Origin of the sequence: Micromonospora sp. NPDC049240 (assembly GCF_040647835.1) — a bacterium.
Taxonomy (GTDB): Bacteria; Actinomycetota; Actinomycetes; order Mycobacteriales; family Micromonosporaceae; genus Micromonospora.
This window is the reverse complement of the sequence record NZ_JBEZCX010000004.1, coordinates 141017-156569: the sequence shown is the minus strand read 5'-3', so window position 1 is coordinate 156569 and position 15553 is coordinate 141017. Positions and strand designations below refer to the sequence as shown.

14 protein-coding genes are annotated in these 15553 nt (G+C 72.9%); 7 read left to right on the top strand and 7 right to left on the bottom strand.

Annotated features, from left to right (window positions below; translation table 11 throughout):
• Nucleotides 1–39: 39 nt before the first annotated feature.
• From AB0B02_RS07825 to AB0B02_RS07815, 3 genes are read right to left on the bottom strand one after another with little or no spacing between them, the layout of a single operon-like run.
• The gene (locus tag AB0B02_RS07825; RefSeq protein WP_281938063.1) at nucleotides 40–348 is read right to left on the bottom strand and encodes a cupin; all 309 of its coding nucleotides are present in this window, start codon (nucleotides 346–348) and stop codon (nucleotides 40–42) included.
• Nucleotides 345–1295, bottom strand: coding sequence for an LLM class F420-dependent oxidoreductase (locus tag AB0B02_RS07820; protein ID WP_281938062.1), 951 nt, complete (start codon nucleotides 1293–1295; stop codon nucleotides 345–347). Before AB0B02_RS07820 ends, AB0B02_RS07825 begins: the two co-directional genes overlap by 4 nt.
• Nucleotides 1296–1297: 2 nt before the next feature.
• Nucleotides 1298–2143: an ABC transporter ATP-binding protein gene (locus AB0B02_RS07815; protein WP_281938061.1), complete on the bottom strand. Its 846-nt coding sequence runs from the start codon at nucleotides 2141–2143 to the stop codon at nucleotides 1298–1300.
• A gap of 282 nt (nucleotides 2144–2425) precedes the next feature.
• On the opposite strand from AB0B02_RS07815, the gene AB0B02_RS07810 reads away from it, so the two are divergent.
• The gene (locus AB0B02_RS07810; RefSeq protein ID WP_281938060.1) at nucleotides 2426–3454 is read left to right on the top strand and encodes an ABC transporter substrate-binding protein; all 1029 of its coding nucleotides are present in this window, start codon (nucleotides 2426–2428) and stop codon (nucleotides 3452–3454) included.
• 98 nt (nucleotides 3455–3552) lie between these two features.
• Nucleotides 3553–4389 carry an ABC transporter permease gene (locus AB0B02_RS07805; protein ID WP_281938059.1) on the top strand — a complete coding sequence of 279 codons (837 nt, stop codon included), beginning with the start codon at nucleotides 3553–3555 and terminating at the stop codon, nucleotides 4387–4389.
• A 155-nt stretch (nucleotides 4390–4544) separates the two neighbouring features.
• On the opposite strand, the gene AB0B02_RS07800 is transcribed toward AB0B02_RS07805, so the two are convergent.
• The gene (locus AB0B02_RS07800) at nucleotides 4545–5726 is read right to left on the bottom strand and encodes an ABC transporter substrate-binding protein (RefSeq protein WP_281938058.1); all 1182 of its coding nucleotides are present in this window, start codon (nucleotides 5724–5726) and stop codon (nucleotides 4545–4547) included.
• Nucleotides 5727–6174: 448 nt separating this feature from the next.
• Here AB0B02_RS07800 and AB0B02_RS07795 point away from each other — a divergent pair, with 448 nt between their 5' ends.
• The 5 genes from AB0B02_RS07795 to AB0B02_RS07775 all read left to right on the top strand — a co-directional run bounded on the left by AB0B02_RS07795 (nucleotide 6175) and on the right by AB0B02_RS07775 (nucleotide 11556).
• Nucleotides 6175–9240 carry a sensor histidine kinase gene (locus AB0B02_RS07795; RefSeq protein WP_357297972.1) on the top strand — a complete coding sequence of 1022 codons (3066 nt, stop codon included), beginning with the start codon at nucleotides 6175–6177 and terminating at the stop codon, nucleotides 9238–9240.
• Nucleotides 9237–9644: a roadblock/LC7 domain-containing protein gene (locus AB0B02_RS07790; RefSeq protein ID WP_089155226.1), complete on the top strand. Its 408-nt coding sequence runs from the start codon at nucleotides 9237–9239 to the stop codon at nucleotides 9642–9644. Before AB0B02_RS07795 ends, AB0B02_RS07790 begins: the two co-directional genes overlap by 4 nt.
• Before the next feature lie 62 nt (nucleotides 9645–9706).
• On the top strand, nucleotides 9707–10069 hold the full coding sequence (locus AB0B02_RS07785) for a DUF742 domain-containing protein (RefSeq protein ID WP_091065900.1): 363 nt from the start codon (nucleotides 9707–9709) through the stop codon (nucleotides 10067–10069).
• Nucleotides 10050–10667: an ATP/GTP-binding protein gene (locus tag AB0B02_RS07780; RefSeq protein WP_281938056.1), complete on the top strand. Its 618-nt coding sequence runs from the start codon at nucleotides 10050–10052 to the stop codon at nucleotides 10665–10667. The genes AB0B02_RS07785 and AB0B02_RS07780 overlap by 20 nt, the downstream gene beginning before the upstream one ends.
• A 46-nt stretch (nucleotides 10668–10713) precedes the next feature.
• Nucleotides 10714–11556, top strand: coding sequence for a ferritin family protein (locus tag AB0B02_RS07775; RefSeq protein ID WP_357297965.1), 843 nt, complete (start codon nucleotides 10714–10716; stop codon nucleotides 11554–11556).
• A gap of 6 nt (nucleotides 11557–11562) precedes the next feature.
• On the opposite strand, the gene AB0B02_RS07770 is transcribed toward AB0B02_RS07775, so the two are convergent.
• The 3 genes from AB0B02_RS07770 to nirB are packed head-to-tail and all read right to left on the bottom strand — an operon-like array spanning nucleotide 11563 to nucleotide 15527.
• On the bottom strand, nucleotides 11563–12651 hold the full coding sequence (locus tag AB0B02_RS07770; RefSeq protein ID WP_281938054.1) for a uroporphyrinogen-III synthase: 1089 nt from the start codon (nucleotides 12649–12651) through the stop codon (nucleotides 11563–11565).
• Nucleotides 12652–12999: a nitrite reductase small subunit NirD gene (gene nirD, locus AB0B02_RS07765; protein ID WP_281938053.1), complete on the bottom strand. Its 348-nt coding sequence runs from the start codon at nucleotides 12997–12999 to the stop codon at nucleotides 12652–12654. It lies immediately after the preceding gene.
• A complete protein-coding gene (nirB, locus tag AB0B02_RS07760; RefSeq protein ID WP_357297958.1) occupies nucleotides 12996–15527 on the bottom strand; it encodes a nitrite reductase large subunit NirB in 2532 nt (843 codons plus the stop codon). The genes nirD and nirB overlap by 4 nt, the downstream gene beginning before the upstream one ends.
• Between the last annotated feature and the right edge of the window lie 26 nt (nucleotides 15528–15553).

Genomic DNA, 15553 nt, shown 5'->3' with positions numbered 1-15553 from the left:
CTTGCCACCGCGCGGCGCGGCGAACCGCCGCCGGCGTGGCTACTTCAGCTCGACCAGCCGGGCGAGGTAGGTGGTGTCGCCGACGTTGGTCAGCATGTGCACCGCCCCGGGGTCGCGGTAGACCACCCCGCCGGTGGGCTCGTCGGCGTCGATCGTGGTGCCGTCGATCGTCTGCACCACGTTCTTCGCACCCTCGATCGCCACCACCAGGTACGGGTGGTCGTGGCGGTGCAGCGGCTGGCGCTCGCCCGGCTCCAGCCGGATGTGCCAGACCCGGACCCGGTCGTTCTCGTAGACGATCTCCTGGCCCACCGGGCCGAGTTCGAGGTCGGCGTGCGCGTGGGTCATCGTGCTCCGTCCAGTTGGGGGAGCACCTCGGCGGCGATCAGCTCCACGTGGTCGAGGTCGTCGAAGTCGATCAGCCGCAGGTGCACCCGGGTGGTCCCGACCGCGGCGAACTCGCCGAGCCGGTCGACGAGCTGGGCGGGGGAGCCGACCACCGGGTCCTCCGGCGGGAGCGCGCTGGCGACGTGCAGTGGCGCGGCCCGTCGCTGCGCCTCGGCGTCGGTGCGCCCGATCGCCACCACGATTCCGGCGGAGAGCGTCAGCGGCGCACGCCCGGACGCGTCGCGCCCGGTGCGGTCGCACGCCTCCCGGACCCGCTCGTAGGCGGCGGCCGTCTCGGCGACGCTCTTGAACGGCATGTTGAACTCGTCGGCGTACCGGGCGGCCAGCTCGGGGGTGCGCTTGGGGCCCTTGCCGCCGACGATCACCGGCGGGCCGGGCTGCTGCACCGGCTTGGGCAGCGCGGGCGCGTCGACCAGCCGGTAGTGCTCGCCGGTGAAGCTGTACGTCTCGTCGGACGGGGTGCGCCACAGCCCGGTGACGATCTCCAACTGCTCGGCCAGCCGATCGAACCGCTCGTTGACCGGCGGGAACGGAATGCCGTACGCGGTGTGTTCGCGCTCGTACCAGCCGGCGCCGATGCCCAGCTCGACCCGGCCGCCGCTCATCCGGTCGACCTGGGCGACCATCACGGCCAGCGGCCCGGGGAGCCGGAAGGTGGCGGAGGTGACGAGCGTGCCGAGCCGGATCCGGGACGTCTCCCGGGCCAGCGCGGCGAGCGTCAGCCAGGCGTCGGTGGGGCCGGGCGGCGCCGGCTCGTTCCCCATCGACCGGTAGTGGTCGGCCCGGAAGAAGCCCTCGAAGCCGGTCTCCTCGACCAGCCGGGCGAACCGGAGCTGGTCGTCGTAGTCCGCGCCGCGGTGGGGTTCGGTGAAGACCGTGACCCGCATGCTCACCGTCCTCCCGCCGCCGCGGCCCGCGGCGGCGTCTCGACCGGCGCGGCCGGCGGTCCCACCGGACCGGCCGGCGTGGGTACGCCGGGTGCGTCCCGTTCCATCAGCAGTTCGTGCAGCTCGGCGCTGATCCGGGCGACGTCGGCCAGGTGCGCGTGCCGACCCAGGGTGCGGGGCCGGGGCACGGCCACCTCGACCACCTCGCGGATCCGGCCGGGACGCGGGCTGAGCACGACCACGCGGTCGGCCAGCAGCACCGCCTCGTCGATCGAGTGGGTGACGAAGACGATCGTCGCCTTCGTGTCCATGTGGACCCGTTGCAGCTCGCCGGAGAGTTCCTCCCGGGTGAGCGCGTCGAGCGCGGAGAACGGCTCGTCCATCAGCATCACGCGGGGTGAGCCGATCAGCGACCGGCAGAGTGAGACCCGCTGCTGCATGCCGCCGGACAGCTCGTGCGGGAGGCGCTTCTCGAAGCCGCCCAGCCCGGCCATCTCCAGCAGCGCCCGGGCCCGGTCGCGGTGCTTCGCCCGGCTCCAGCCGAAGATCTCCACCGGCAGCAGCACGTTGTCGAGCACCGTGCGCCAGGGCAGCAGCGCCGGCCGTTGGAACAGCATGGCGACGTCCTGGCGCGGCTTCGTGATCGGCGTGCCGGCGACGGTGATCTCCCCGGCGGTGGCCGGCAGCAGGCCGGCGATCATCCGCAGCAGAGTGGACTTTCCGCAGCCGGACCGGCCGAGGACGGCGACGAACTCACCCTCGGCGACGTCGAGGTCGATGCCGCGCAGCGCCTCCACCCGCCCTGAGCGGCCGTCGAAGGTGCGGGACACCCCGGACAGTCGGATCATCTGCCGGCTCCCTTCCCACGACGTCCGAATGCGAATCGGGCTAGCGTAGCGGGGCTCGTCCGGTCGTTCTGTCGGGGGTGGACGTCGGCTCACCCCCCTTATGCACGTTCGTTTCCGTTCCGCAACCCGGACGGTTGCTGCGCGTCATCTGGCTTCTCGTACGCTGTTGCGCGCGAAGAGTCCCCTCGCGACGGTCCAGTCGGCCCATCCCCCCTGCCGACCCCGTCGGACCCACGACCCGACCGGCGAAGATGCCCAGGTCGGAAAGGACATGGTGCACTGATGAGAAGGTTGACCCGCACAATCGCCGCGGCGGCGCTGGCGACCGCCCTCGCCCTCGTCGGCGGTTGCAGCAGCGACTCGGACAAGTCCGAGAGCAGCGGCGGTACCGGCGGGGCGCTGGAGAAGGTGACCTACCTCACCTCGTTCGGCAACTTCGGCCGTGACTCCTACGCCTGGGTGGCGAAGGACAAGGGCTTCTTCAAGGAGGCCGGCTTCGACGTCGACATCAAGCCGGGCCAGGGCACCGGCTCGGTCATCCAGACCATCACCGGCGGTCAGGCCGACTTCGGCCCGATCGACCTGACCGGTGGCATCCTCCAGCTCGGCAACGGCCAGGCGAAGGACTTCGTGGCGGTGGCCGCGATCCAGCAGCGCACCATGGCCGCCATCGTCACGGTCGAGGGCAAGAACATCGCCACGCCGAAGGACCTGGAGGGCAAGAAGCTCGCCGACACCCCGACCTCCGTCGTGCGCAACCTCTTCCCCACGTACGCGCGGCTGGCCGGTATCGACAACAGCAAGGTGACCTGGGTCAACGGTGAGGCGCAGGGCCTGATCGGCATGCTCGGCTCCGGCTCGGTGGACGGCATCGGCCAGTTCGTCGTCGGCCAGCCCACCGTCGAGGCGGTGGCCAAGAAGAAGCCGGTCGTGCTGCCGTACAGCAACGTGATGCAGGACCTCTACGGCAACGCGCTGATCACCTCCACCAAGATCGCCAAGGAGAAGCCGGAGATGGTGAAGAAGTTCACCGCCGCGCTGCTCAAGGGCCTGGAGTACGCGCTGGAGCACCCGGACGAGGCGGGCGAGATCCTGAAGAAGAACGTGCCGGCCGCCAACCCGGCCGCGTCCGCCGCCGAGCTTCGGCTGATGGCCGCGTACGTCCGGTCGAGCAACTCCGGCACCGCGATCGGCACGCTGGACAGCGGCCGGGTGGCCAAGAGCATCGCGCTGCTCCAGGGCGCGGGCGCGCTGAAGCAGAACCTCACCCCCGACCAGATCATCAACTTCGACCTCGCGCCGAAGGCCTGACCGGTCGCTCGGACCAACGGGGGTGCGACCCGCCGGGACACCCGGTGGGCGCACCCCCTTCGCGTGCCGGTCGTGCCGACCGGCCGGACAAGGAGGACATGTTGACGCAGTTGACCGAGGCCCGGCCGGGAGCGCCGGTGGAGCCGGCGCGCGCCCGGCGCGGTCGGGGCGTACCCCCGGCGGCGGTCGGCCTGCCGGTGCTCGGGCTGGTCATCGCGGTGGCCGCCTGGTGGCTGGTCACGTCCGTGCTGCACCTGGTGCACCCGGTCGCGCTGCCGCCGCCGCAGGCGGTGGCCCGTTCGCTCGCCGCCACCACCGACGTGCTGCTGCCCGCCCTGGGGATCACCACCTGGATGACGCTCTCGGGTTTCCTGCTCTCGTCGGTCGTCGGCGTGCTGATCGGGATGGCGCTGGCCGCGTCCCGCCGGGTGGAGCGGATGTTCGCGCCGCTGCTGGTGGCGGTGAACGCGGTCCCGAAGATCGCCTTCGGCCCGTTGCTCGTGGTGGCCGTGGGCTTCGGTCAGAAACCCATCCTGACCATGGTGTTCCTGCTCTGCTTCTTCCCGATCGTGCTCTCCACCGCCACCGGGTTGACCACCACCCCGGCCGACCTGGCGGAGCTGGGCCGGTCGCTGAACGCCTCCTGGTGGCAGTCGTTCCGCAAGGTGCGCCTGCCGGCCGCGCTGCCGCAGATCTTCGTCGGCCTCAAGGTGGCCATGCCGCTGGCCGCGATCGGCGCCGTGATCGGGGAGTTCTACTCGGACCGTCCCGGCCTCGGTTACCAGATCCTCCAGTACAACGGCGTGGGCGACACGGCGACCGCGTGGGCGGCCATCATGCTGGTGGCGCTGATGAGCATCGTGCTCTACGCGGCCCTGAGCGCGATCGAGCGGTTCGCCCTCCCGTGGGTGCGCGCCACCACCTCCGCCCGCTGACCGTCGACCGAGAACGTCACGTCGACGGGGGACACGCAAGCTCAACCCACGGTCTGCCGCCGACCACGACAGGTGTGGCCCCACCGCAACCGGCGCAGGGATCAAGCCTGACCGCCCGGAGCCGGTTGCGGTGGGGCCACACCCCACGGTGACCACTACCCGGCGAGCCGCCACCGACCCCCACGCGCCACCAGCGTCGTCAGCGCCTGCGGCATCAACCCGGAGTGGTTGTCCGGCGTCATCCGGATCGGGCCGGACAGGCCGTCGAGCTGCGAGGTCTCCAGCACGTCGCGCAGCGCGTCCCGGTCCACCTTCCCCCGCCCGCCGCCGGCGCGCTGCTCGGCGTCCGCGATGAGCTGGACCGCGTCGGCGGCGAACGAGGAGAACCCGTTGTAGCCGCCGAACCGGGCGGTGTAGTCCTGGAACCACTGCCGTCGGGCGGCCTTGGCCGGGGTGGTGGCGATGACGTCGTCGATCACCATCGTCTGGGTGAAGATCAGCGTGGCCAGCTCGGTGGAGCGGGCCGACGGGCCGAGGAACAGCTCGCCGGCGGCCGAGGCGTCGAAGAAGAGCGACCCGCGGTAGTTGCGCTGCCGGGCGGTGGTGGCGGCCAGCGTCGCCTGCTCCGGCGGCGTCCAGAGGATCAGGGCCTGCGGCCTCTTCTCGACCAGGTCGTCGATCTGCGCGCTCACCTCGGTGTCGGTGGTCCGCACCGCCTCGGCGGCGACCAGCTTCACCGACGTCTTGCCGAACTCGCGGCGCAGCGCGGCGACCCCTTCCTGGCCGTACCCGTCGGCGCTGTGCAGCACCGACACCTTGCGGATGTTGCGCCGGGTCAGCTCGGTGGTGAGGGCCGCCGCGCTGTCCACCGCGTTCGGGGCCAGCTTGAAGACGTACCGGCGCTGGTCGACCGGCTCCGTGACCGCGCCGGCGGAAGCGAGCGCGATGGTCGGAATGCGCTTGTCGCTGATCGTGCGCGCCGCGCCGACGGCGCATTCGTTGCAGCCGCCCATGATGACGGCGCTCACCTGTGCGTCGCCGCTGAAATCATTGATGTTACGCAAGGATTCGGCCGCGTCCGAGCGGTTGTCCTTGACTCTCAGTTCGATCTTCCGGCCGCCCAGCACGCCGGAGGCGTTCATCTGGTCCACCTTCAGTTCCAGCGCCCGCTGGTACACCTTGCCGATCGGTGCGGAAGCGCCGGAGAGTTCGAGGTCGGCGGCGATCACGATGGGGCTGGTGTCCTGCGGTTCCCCGCCGATCCCGCAGCCGGTGAGCGTGGTGGCCAGCACGGCCGATGCGAGCACGGCGATGCTCGCGGAGCGGATGGGGCTCAACTCAGTCCTCCAGGGTGCGGCGCGGGCCGGCGCCCGATCACCGCCGCTTGTCCGTCCTCAGTGGAGGAACGGGATTGGCGTGCCGTACGGTGTGCGCGAAGCTTGCAAAACCTTGCCAATGCCGGGCCCTGTGGTCAAGCGGGGATGCCGGATGCCGTTTCGGGACGGTCATCCCACATGTTGGGGACACGAAACGTTAACTGACAATTACTGCGCAGATGCGCTTGGCCACTCTGGAGTGACATCCCCTGTTCAGGGGGTTGGAGAAAAGAAGGTATTAGGTGACCGGATCACGGGTTGAGTCCACACCGACCGTTTCCTACCTCACCGCGGCTTCCCAAAAAGGATCTCGTCTGATGAAATCTCGGCCGTGCCGCGCGTGGCGCTGGCCGCTGCACCAGGCACGGGTCAGCGGGTCACGCGTGGAAGAAACGACGGAGGCGATGTCGTGAGCACCGGACCTACGACCCTGCCCGGGAGCCCCAGCGCCGAACAGCGGAATCGGCGGCGGCGTCTACCTCGGCTGCGTGACGCGCGGATCCGCTCCAAGCTCGCCCTCATCCTGGTCGTTCCGGTGGCGGCTGTCATCGCACTGGCAACTATCCGACTTATCTCGGTGGGTCAGGGCGCGTACGAGGCGGACCAGGTCCGGGCGCTGACCGCGGTCTCGGTCGACGTCTCGGCGCTCACCCAGGACCTGCACAAGGAGCGGATGGCGGCAGCCGCCTTCCTGGCCGACCCGAACCAGAAGCCGGACGACTACAACCTGCGGGTCCGTCGCACCGACGAGCGCATCGCGGCCTACCGGGAGGAGCGCGGCACGCTCGGCGACGTGCCGGCCGCGGTCCGGGACCGGCTGAAGGTGATCGACGACCACCTGGAGACGCTGAACGGCACCCGCCAGGAGGTGCTCGACCGCCTCCAGATGCCGGTGGCCGAGGCGAGCCTGCGCTACGGCATCGTCCTCGACGACCTCGTCGCGTACGGCGACACGCTGGCCCAGCAGCCCGGCGCGGAGAGCCTCGCCGACGCCCGCCGCGCGGTGGCCGCGTTCGCCCACGCCAAGGCCGAGGTGGCGGAGGAACAGGCGGTCGTGTTCACCGCGCTCGCGGTCGGCAACCGGATCGACGAGGAGCAGTTCTCCTCGTTCGTGGCCACGCTGACCGGCCAGCAGGAGGCCCTGCTCTCGTTCTCCCGGGCCGCCGCTCCGGAGCAGCGGGGCCTGGTGGACCGCACCGTCTCCGGTGACGCCGTCCAGCTCGCCGACCGGGTCGCGGCCGACCTGTCCCGGTCCATCGGCAAGCCCGCGCTGGTCACCCGCGACGAGGCGTCCGCCGCCATCGGCGCGGTCGACGACCTGATGCGGTGGGCGGAGATCCAACTCCTCGACGACCTGCTCGCCGACGCCGACGCGGTCCGCACCGACGTGATCCGGCAGGCGTTCGTGGAGAGCCTGCTCGTGCTGCTGACGCTGGCCGTCGCCGTGACGCTCGCCGTGGTGCTCGCCCGCTCGCTCAACGACTCGCTGCGTCGGCTCCGTGAGGGCGCGCTCTCCGTGGCCAACCATGACCTGCCGGACGCGGTGAGCCGGCTCCAGAACGTCAACGCCATCGGTGACGGTGGCGTGGACGAGATCGTCCAGCAGGTGCGGGACCCGATCAAGCTGACCAACCGCGACGAGATCGGCCAGGTGGCGGTGGCCTTCAACGTGGTCCACCGGGAGGCGGTCCGGGTGGCGGCCGAGCAGGCCGCGCTGCGGACCAGTGTCTCGGCGATGTTCCTCAACCTGGCCCGCCGCTCGCAGAGCCTGGTCGACCGGATGATCGGCGAGCTGGACGCGATCGAGCGCGGCGAGGAGGACCCGAAGCGGCTCGCCCAGCTCTTCGAGCTGGACCACCTGGCCACCCGGATGCGCCGCAACGACGAGAACCTGCTGGTCCTGGCCGGTGCCGACTCGGCCGTGCCGCGCCGCGACGACGCGCTCCTGGTCGACGTGCTGCGCGCCGCCCAGTCCGAGGTGGAGCTCTACAACCGGATCGAGTTCGGCACCGTGGACATCGACATCTCGGTGGCCGCGCAAGCCGTCAACGACGTGGTCCGTCTGGTCGCGGAGCTGCTCGACAACGCCACCCGGTTCTCGCCGCCGAACACCGTGGTGGTGGCCGACGGCCGGCGGATCCGTGACTACGTGCTGATCCAGGTGGAGGACCGGGGCCTCGGCCTCACCGACGACCAGCTCGACTCGCTCAACCGGCGGTTGGCCGCGCCGCCGACCGTCGACGTGGCCGCGTTCCGGCTGATGGGTCTGGCCGTGGTCAGCCGGCTCGCCTCCCGCCACGGGATCCGGGTCGAGCTGCGCCGCAACGTCGAGGGCGGCACGGTCGCCCAGGTCACGCTGCCGAACGCGACGGTGGTGCTGCCGGCCAACCGGGGCCAGGCCCCGCTGACCCGGCCGCGCCAGCCGCTCGCCGTCGAGCAGTCGCCGCTCAGCCAGGTCGGTGCCGCCGACGCGCTGGCCGGCGCCGGTCGGGGCGGCACCGCCACCTTGGCCGACCAGTGGCGCAGCACGGTCACCCCGCCGCCCGCGCGGTGGCAGGCGCCCGCCGAGGCGCGGGACACCGCGCCGGCCGTGCAGTTCGGCGGCATGCCCGGCACGCTGCCTCCGGTGCCCGCCGCAGCCCCGGTCGCCGCCGCGCCCGCAGCCGCGCCGGCCCCGGAGACGGGCTGGTCGGCGGGGGGCCCGACGGTCGCGTACCCGGCTCTCGAACCGCTGCCCAAGCGGACGCCGAACGGTGAGGCGGCGACGACGACCAACCCCGCGCCGTCGGCCTTCCAGGCGTTCGCCGCCGCGCCGGCGGTGGAGGCCACCCCGGCCGCGCCGGTGGTGGCCCGACCGGACCGGCCGGCCGAGGCGCCGATATTCCGGGAGATGGAGGCGGTCTGGTTCCGCTCGCACGGAGAGGACGAGACCACCATCTTCACCCGCCCCCGGTTCGACGAGCCGCCAACCGCTGCGGCGCAGCCCGCCCCGGCGCAGCCCGCCCCGGCGCAGCCCGCCGCGTCGGCCCGGCCGCCGCTGCCCACCCGAACCCCGGGGGCCCAGGCGTCGGGGCTGAGCACACCGCCCGCGTACAGCCCGCCGGCGGCCCCGTCCACACCGCCTGCCGCGGCGGCGCCGCCAGCGGTGACCCCGCCCGCGCCCGCGCCGGAGCCCGCGCCGGCTCCGCCGATCGACCCGGAGGCGTGGCGGACGGCGGCCGACGACGGTTGGTCCCGGGCCAGCCAGGCCGCGGAACCCACGACCGGCGGCACGACCCGGTCCGGCCTGCCCAAGCGGGTGCCGCAGGCGCAGCTCGTGCCGGGCGGGATCGAACCGAAGAGCGGCCGGGACCGCAGCCGACGCACGCCGGACGAGGTACGGGGGCTGCTCTCCGCCTACCACCGTGGCGTCCAGCGGGGCCGCACGGCCGGCACCGACCCGAACAGCACCTCGACCAAGGAGACGAACCGATGAACAGGCCGGCGGCCATGCAGGACATGGGTTGGTTGCTCACCAACTTCGCCGACAGTGTGGCGGGTATCGCGCACGTGGTGGCGGTGTCCGCGGACGGGTTGCTCCTCGCCTCCTCCCGGGATCTGCCCCAGGACCGGGCCGACCAGCTCGCCGCGATCACCTCCGGCGTGGTCAGCCTCACCGAGGGCGCGGCGCGGATGTTCAGCGCCGGCGGAGTGTTGCAGACCGTGATCGAGATGGACAGCGGCTACCTCTTCCTGATGTCCATCAGCGACGGCTCGTCGATGGCCGTGCTCGCGGCCCGTAGCTGTGACGTCGGGCAGGTCGGCTACGAGATGGCGTTGCTGGTGGAGCGGGTCGGTCAGGCGCTGGTGCCGCTGCCGCGGGACGCCGTCCGCTCCTGACGCTCTGTTGACCTGGTGATCCGGAGCCGGTCCGGCTCCGTACGAGGGGAGGTGATCGCGAGATGGAACCGCGACGTGATCCGCGTGGCGCGCTGGTGCGACCGTACGCGGTCACCCGCGGCCGCACCGAGCCGTTGCAGAACATCGCGCTCGAGGCGGTCCTGTCGAGCACGGCCACCCAGTCCGCCGAGGCGCGGTTCGCCGGGCACGACAAATACCGCATCTCCTCGGTCTGTGAAGGCCGGGCACAGTCGCTGGCGGAAATCGCCGCTTACACCCGGATGCCGCTGGGCGTCACCCGGGTGCTGGTCGCCGACATGGTGGCCGAGGGCCTGCTGACGCTACACAGTGCCGCTCCCGCGACGGGCTTCGCGGCGCGGATGAACCTGCTTGGAAGGGTGCTAAGTGGACTTCGCGAACTATGACCCCGACGGGGCGAGCCGCGGCCGGGAGATCATCTCCGCGAAGATCGTGATCGCGGGTGGCTTCGGGGTGGGCAAGACCACCCTGGTCGGGGCGATCTCCGAGATCCAGCCGCTGACCACCGAGGCGTTGATGACCGCGGCCGGCGTGGGCATCGACGACTCGTCGAAGGTGCCGGGCAAGGAGACCACCACGGTCGCCATGGACTTCGGCCGCATCACCATGGCCGAGGACCTGATCCTCTATCTGTTCGGCACGCCGGGCCAGACCCGCTTCTGGTTCATGTGGGACGAGATCATCCGGGGCGCGGTGGGCGCGGCGGTGCTGGTGGACACGCGCCGGATCACCGACGCGTTCGCGCCGCTGGACTACTTCGAGAACCGCAAGCTGCCGTACGTGGTGGCGCTGAACCGGTTCGACGACGCGCCGCACTACGAACTGGAGGAGATCCGGGAGGCGCTCGCCATCTCGCCGGACGTCCCGCTGGTGATGTGCGACGCCCGGCACCGGGACTCGGTCAAGCAGGTGCTGGTGACCGTGGTCGAGCACGCCATGCTCCGGCTCCAGGCCGAGCACGGCTACCCGGCCTCGGTGGGCTGACCCGGCGCGTCGCACTTCGGGTACTTCGTCGCTCACGCTGCGGGCGATGCGGGGCGAGGCGTTCGCCCACGCCAGTTACCTGGCGTACGGCGCGGAGGCGGCACGCAACGACCACGACGGCATCGCCAAGCTGTTCACGGCCACCGCCGCCACCGAGCTGAACGAGCACTTCACCGAGGAAGCGGCGCTTGTCGACTTCGTCGGCTCCGACGAGGCGAACCTGCGCGACTCGATCGCCGGCGAGTGGCACGAGGCCACCGTGGTCTACCCGGGCTACGCCCGGCAGGCCCGCCGGGACCGCTGCCCGCAGGCCGCGCGGTTGTTCCAGGAGTTGGCGGCCGACGAGGCGCGGCACGCCGCCCGGTTCCGGCTGGCCCGGTACGCGACCACGCACCCGGGCTCCGGAGTGGGGGTCCCCACCGGCGAGCCGGTTCCGCCGGTGCCGATCACCGCCGGTGAGCCGGTCTGCTCCGGCGCGACGCAGGACAACCTGGAGGCGACGACACGCGGCGAGGCGTTCGCGTATGCGAAGTACACGCTCTACGCCCGGCACGCCCGCGACGGCGGTCGGCTGCGCCTGGCCCGGCTCTGGGAGAACACCGCCGGTCAGGAACTCGGCGAGCACTTCAGCGAGGCGGCCACGCTCGCCGGCCTGGTCCGCGGCGACGCGGCGAACCTCCGCAGGGCGATCGACGGCGAGATCTACGAGGCGACCACCATGTACCCGTCCTTCTCCCGGCAGGCGGCCTCGGTCGGCGAGGACGAGGCGGCCGACCTGTTCGCCGAGATCGCCCACGACGAGGCCGGGCACGCCTCGGCGTTCCTGCTCGCCCTGGTCGACCTGGAGGTCGGCGGCGCGGGCGGGGCGCGCGACGCCCGCCGGAGCTGAGCCGGCTCAGTCCACCCGGAGGCGGTAGCCGCGCTTCACCACGGTCTGCACCACCCGGGGCGCCCGCAGCCCCACCCGCAGCCGGGCCACCGCCATCTCGACGGCGTGTTCGTCAGCGCCCCGGGGCAGCGTGCGCAGCAGCTCGGTGCGGGAGAGCACCTTCCCGGGCGACGCGGCAAGCGCCCGCAGCACGGCCATCGGGGCCGGCGCCAACTGGCGCAGCTCCCCGTCCACCACCGCGGCGTGACCGCGCAACGTGAGCACGTGCCCCGCCGCCTTCACCGAGACCGTGCGGCGGGGCAGCTCCTCGACGATGGTCCGGACCAGCGCGCCGAGCCGGGCCCGGCTCGGCGCGCTGACGGGCACCCCGCGCCGCACCAGCGGTTCGGCGGTGACCGTGCCCACACACCCGGCCAGCACGTCGCCGCGCAACGCCGCCAGCACCGTCTCGGTCCGGTCCCCGGCGGCCCGCAGCAGCGCCTCGGCCGCCGGGGCGGAGGTGAACGTGACGGCGTCGACCAGCCGCCCGGCGACCAGGTCGATGAGCCGGTGCAGCGGTGCCGGGTCGGCCGGTGGCGCCCACCGGTAGACCGGCACCTCGATCACCGTGGCCCCGGCCGCGACCAGCGCCTCGGTGCACTCCGGCTGCCGGTCGCCGTGCAGTTGCAGCGCCACCACCTGGCCGGCCACGCCGCGCCGGACCAGGTGCTCGACCACCTCGTCGCAGGACTCCGAGGCGGGCGACCAGTGCTCACGCAGCCCGGCCGCGCGGATCGCCCCGGTCGCCTTCGGCCCGCGGGACACCACGTACGCCCGGGTGAGCGTGTCCCGCAGCGGCTCGGCCAGCCCCCAGCCCTCGGCCGCCTCCAGCCAGCCCCGCATCCCGATGCCGGTGTTGGCCATCAGCACGTCCGGCGGGTGTGCCAGGCAGGCCCGGGTCGCCTCGCGCAGGTCGGTGTCGTCGGCCAGCGGCACGATCCGCAGCGCCGGGGCGAGCACCACCCGGGCGCCGCGCCGCTGGAACAACGCGGCCAGCTCGTCGCGCCGCCGGTCCGCGGTGACCCCGATGGTGAAGCCCGCCAGTTCGTCCCGCATTCACTCCTCCTGCCGCAGCCGCACCTCGACCAGGCCGTCCCGGCAGCGCACCCGGTGCCGCCGCAGCGTCACCCCGGGCAGGTCCAGGCAGTGCCCGGTGGTGAGGTCGTACACCTGCTTGTGCAGGGGGGAGGCGAGCGTCGGCACCCCGCCCCGGCTGCCCACCAGGCCCCGCGACATCACGTACGCGCCGCCGACCGGGTCCAGGTTGTCCACCGCGAACAGCCCGCCGACGGTACGGAAGAGGGCGACCTGCACCCCGTCCACGAGCGCCGCCACGCCCCGGTCGAGGTCGAGCCGGTCCAGCGGGCAGACCGGCGTCCAGCGCAACGTCACGGTCGGGCTCATCGGCGTACCTCCGGCAGGCCCAGCACGACGGGCTGCCGCCGGCCCTCCCCGCCCGGTGGCGCACCGCGTGCCGGCACCGGCTGGCCCCGCTCCACCGCGAAGGTGATGGACGGGTCCGGCACGTCCGGCGCGTTGACGAACGAGGTGAAGCGGCGTAGCCGTTCCGGGTCCTCCAGCACGTCGCGCCACTCGTCGGAGTACCCGTCGACGTGCCGGGCCATCGCCGCGTCGAGGTCGGCGCAGAGCCCCAACGCGTCGTCCACCAGCACCGACCGGAGGTGGTCGAGGCCGCCGTCCATGGCCTCGATCCAGGCGGCCGTCCGCTGCAGGCGATCCGCGGTGCGCACGTAGTACATGAGGAACCGGTCGATGAGCGTGACCAGCTCCTCGGTGCTCAGGTCGGTGGCGAACAGGTCGGCGTGCCGGGGCCGGAAGCCGCCGTTGCCGCCGACGTACAGGTTCCATCCGGTCTCGGTGGCGATGACGCCGAAGTCCTTGCCGCGCGCCTCGGCGCACTCCCGGGCGCAGCCGGAGACCGCCGACTTCAGCTTGTGCGGCGCGCGCAGGCCCCGGTAGCGCAGTTCCAACGCGATGGCCAGCCCGACCGAGTCCTGCACGCCGTACCGGCACCAGGTGTCCCCGACGCAGGACTTCACCGTGCGCAGCGCCTTGCCGTACGCGTGCCCGGACTCGAAACCGGCGTCGACCAGCCGGCGCCAGATCTGCGGGAGCTGGTCGACCCGCGCGCCGAACAGGTCGATCCGCTGCCCGCCGGTGATCTTGGTGTAGAGCTGGAAGTCCCGGGCCACCTCGCCGATCGCGATCAGCTTCTCCGGGGTGATCTCGCCGCCGGGAATCCGGGGCACCACCGAGTAGCTGCCGTCGCGTTGCAGGTTGGCCAGGAAGTGGTCGTTGGTGTCCTGGAGGGACGCCGCCTCGCCGTCGAGCACGTGCCCGGTGCCGAGCGAGGCGAGGATCGAGGCCACCACCGGCTTGCAGATGTCGCAGCCGTGTCCGCGCCCGTGCTCGGCGACCAACCGGGAGAACGTGCCGATGCCCCGGACCCGGACCAGGTCGAACAGCTCCTGGCGGCTCAGGTCGAAGTGCTCGCAGAGCGCGGTGGACTGCCGCACCCCGGCGGTGTCCAGCAACTGCTTCAGCATCGGCACGCAGGAGCCGCAGCTCGTACCGGCCCGGGTGCACGCCTTCAGCGCCGGCACGTCGGTCGCCCCGCCGGCGATCGCCGTGTCCAGGTCGGCCCGGGTCACCGCGTTGCAGGAGCAGACCTGCGCGGCGGCCGGCAGCGCGCCGGCCCCGGCCCCCGGGCCACCGGTCGGGGCCAACAACGCCAGCGGCGGACCGGGCAGCGGCCCGCCGACGCTCGCCCGCAACGTCGGGTAGGCGCTTGCGTCCCCGACCAGCACGCCGCCGAGCAGCGTCCGCGCGTCGTCGGAGAGGACCAGCTTCGCGTACGACCGGGTGGCCGGGTCGGTGTACGTCACGTCGAGGCAGCCGGCGGTGACGCCGTGCGCGTCGCCGAACGAGGCCACGTCCACGCCGAGCAGCTTCAACTTGGTCGCCGTGTCCGCCCCGGGGAACGTGGCCGCGCCACCGAGCAGCCGGTCGGCGACCACCTCGGCGGTCGCGTACCCGGGCGCGACCAGACCGTGGCAGACGCCCTCCACCGCCGCGCACTCGCCGACCGCCCAGATCCGCTCGTCGGCGGTCCGGCACGCCGCGTCCACAAGCACCCCGCCGCGTGGGCCCAGCGGCAGCCCGGCGGCACGGGCCAGCTCGTCCCGGGGCCGGATCCCGGCCGCGACCACGACCAGCTCCGCGTCGACCGTGCGGCCGTCGGCGAGGTCCAGCGCGGCCACCGTGCCGTCCGGGCCGGGGCGCAGCGCCGTGGTGGCCACCCCGAGGTACGGGGTGACGCCCAGCTCCTCCACGTAGCGCCGGAGCATCGCCCCGCCGGCGTCGTCCACCTGCACCGGCATCAGCCGGGGCGCGAACTCGACCACGCTGGTGGCGAGCCCCAGCAGGCGCAGCGCGTTGGCCGCCTCCAGGCCGAGCAGGCCGCCACCGATCACCGCGCCGGTCCGCCGGCCCTCGGCGTGTGCCCGGATCGCGGCCAGGTCGTCGAGCGTCCGGTAGACGAAGACGCCCGGCAGGTCGGTGCCCTCGACCGGCGGGACGAACGCGTACGAGCCGGTGGCCAGCACCACCGCGTCGTACGGGTGCTCGCCGGTCGCCGTGGTCACCACCCGTCGCGCCCGGTCCACGCCGGTGGCCGGCTCGCCCAGCCGCAGCTCGACGCCGTCGTCCGGGGTGTGCAGCCGTAACTCGTCCGCGTCCACGCCGTCGAAGACGGCCGAGAGCCGCACCCGGTCGTACGCCGGGCGCCGCTCCTCGGCCAGCACGGTGACCCGCCACCGCCCGTCCCGGTCGCGGGCCCGCAGCGCCTCCACGAAGCGCTGCCCGACCATCCCGTTGCCGACCACCACCAGCCTGCTGACCCGCTCGCTCATGACGGCACTCCGCTTCGCTGCGTGCC

Bases quoted from the DNA above. Each gene is read 5' to 3' on its own strand.
- AB0B02_RS07825 (WP_281938063.1), bottom strand. From the start codon at position 348: ATGACCCACGCGCACGCCGACCTCGAACTCGGCCCGGTGGGCCAGGAG.
- AB0B02_RS07820 (WP_281938062.1), bottom strand. From the start codon at position 1,295: ATGCGGGTCACGGTCTTCACCGAACCCCACCGCGGCGCGGACTACGAC.
- AB0B02_RS07815 (WP_281938061.1), bottom strand. From the start codon at position 2,143: ATGATCCGACTGTCCGGGGTGTCCCGCACCTTCGACGGCCGCTCAGGG.
- AB0B02_RS07810 (WP_281938060.1), top strand. From the start codon at position 2,426: ATGAGAAGGTTGACCCGCACAATCGCCGCGGCGGCGCTGGCGACCGCC.
- AB0B02_RS07805 (WP_281938059.1), top strand. From the start codon at position 3,553: ATGTTGACGCAGTTGACCGAGGCCCGGCCGGGAGCGCCGGTGGAGCCG.
- AB0B02_RS07790 (WP_089155226.1), top strand. From the start codon at position 9,237: ATGAACAGGCCGGCGGCCATGCAGGACATGGGTTGGTTGCTCACCAAC.
- AB0B02_RS07785 (WP_091065900.1), top strand. From the start codon at position 9,707: ATGGAACCGCGACGTGATCCGCGTGGCGCGCTGGTGCGACCGTACGCG.
- AB0B02_RS07775 (WP_357297965.1), top strand. From the start codon at position 10,714: ATGCGGGGCGAGGCGTTCGCCCACGCCAGTTACCTGGCGTACGGCGCG.
- AB0B02_RS07770 (WP_281938054.1), bottom strand. From the start codon at position 12,651: ATGCGGGACGAACTGGCGGGCTTCACCATCGGGGTCACCGCGGACCGG.
- nirD (WP_281938053.1), bottom strand. From the start codon at position 12,999: ATGAGCCCGACCGTGACGTTGCGCTGGACGCCGGTCTGCCCGCTGGAC.
- nirB (WP_357297958.1), bottom strand. From the start codon at position 15,527: ATGAGCGAGCGGGTCAGCAGGCTGGTGGTGGTCGGCAACGGGATGGTC.